1 protein-coding gene is annotated in these 821 nt (G+C 42.4%); it reads left to right on the top strand.

The window, feature by feature from the left end; translation table 11 throughout:
• A partial coding sequence (locus ACFINE_RS09850) for a hemagglutinin repeat-containing protein (RefSeq protein ID WP_375621903.1) occupies positions 1-821 on the top strand: 821 nt, incomplete at both ends.

Below are 821 nucleotides of genomic sequence, written 5' to 3'. Positions count from 1 at the left end.
CCGATATAGATGCCAAGGGCAAGGTGGGGCTGAAAGCCAGTAACGATATCCTGATCAACAATGCAGAAGATAGCTTACATTATGAGATATCCGATCACAAAGAGGATGGAATATTTAGTGAGAGAGTCCATAATAATGTTGAGGCTACTCAAGTTGTGGGCTCAAGTATAACAGGGGGTGAAGGGATGGCCTTTGAATCTGGCAACGATACAAAAATCATTGGATCGATGCTTTTTGCTGGAAAAGAAGAGGAAACACCAGATCAAGCAAAAGCAGATATTTCTATTCACTCTGGTGGGAATATTCTCATAAAAGGCGCTCAAGAACACTACGATCAGCAATACCAATCGTCATCAAGTAGCTTTTTGCATGAGAAATCTTCCGATAAATCTGAATCGCACACCACAACAGTTTCCTCTGTTCTTGAGGCAACGGGCAACATTGATTTGCAAGCAGAAAAAGAGTCCACAATTACTGCTTCTCATCTGCTTTCAGGTCAAAACATCAATGTGACAGCAGAAAATGTGACGATTGATGGCATGCAAGATCACCATAGCAGCCACTCAGAAGAACATGCATCTGGTTTTGGCGCGGGTTCAGGTGAGGACTTCGTGTCGATATATGGGAGTGAGGAAAAGGTGCAAAATGAAGAGAGTTTTGAACATCAAGGTTCTTCTCTCAATGCGTATGGCACTATCAACATCATTGCCAAGAAAAAAGATGTGAGCATAGTGGGCTCTGATTTTGCAGGTGAGAATATTAACCTTTCGGCAGCTCGTGATGTCAATGTGCTTGTGGGTCATAATAGCCATAAGTCAAAT

This window comes from Bartonella sp. AA97HXZ (assembly GCF_042196985.1).
In the GTDB taxonomy this organism is placed as follows: Bacteria; Pseudomonadota; Alphaproteobacteria; order Rhizobiales; family Rhizobiaceae; genus Bartonella.
This window is presented reverse-complemented; position numbering and strand designations above follow the sequence as displayed.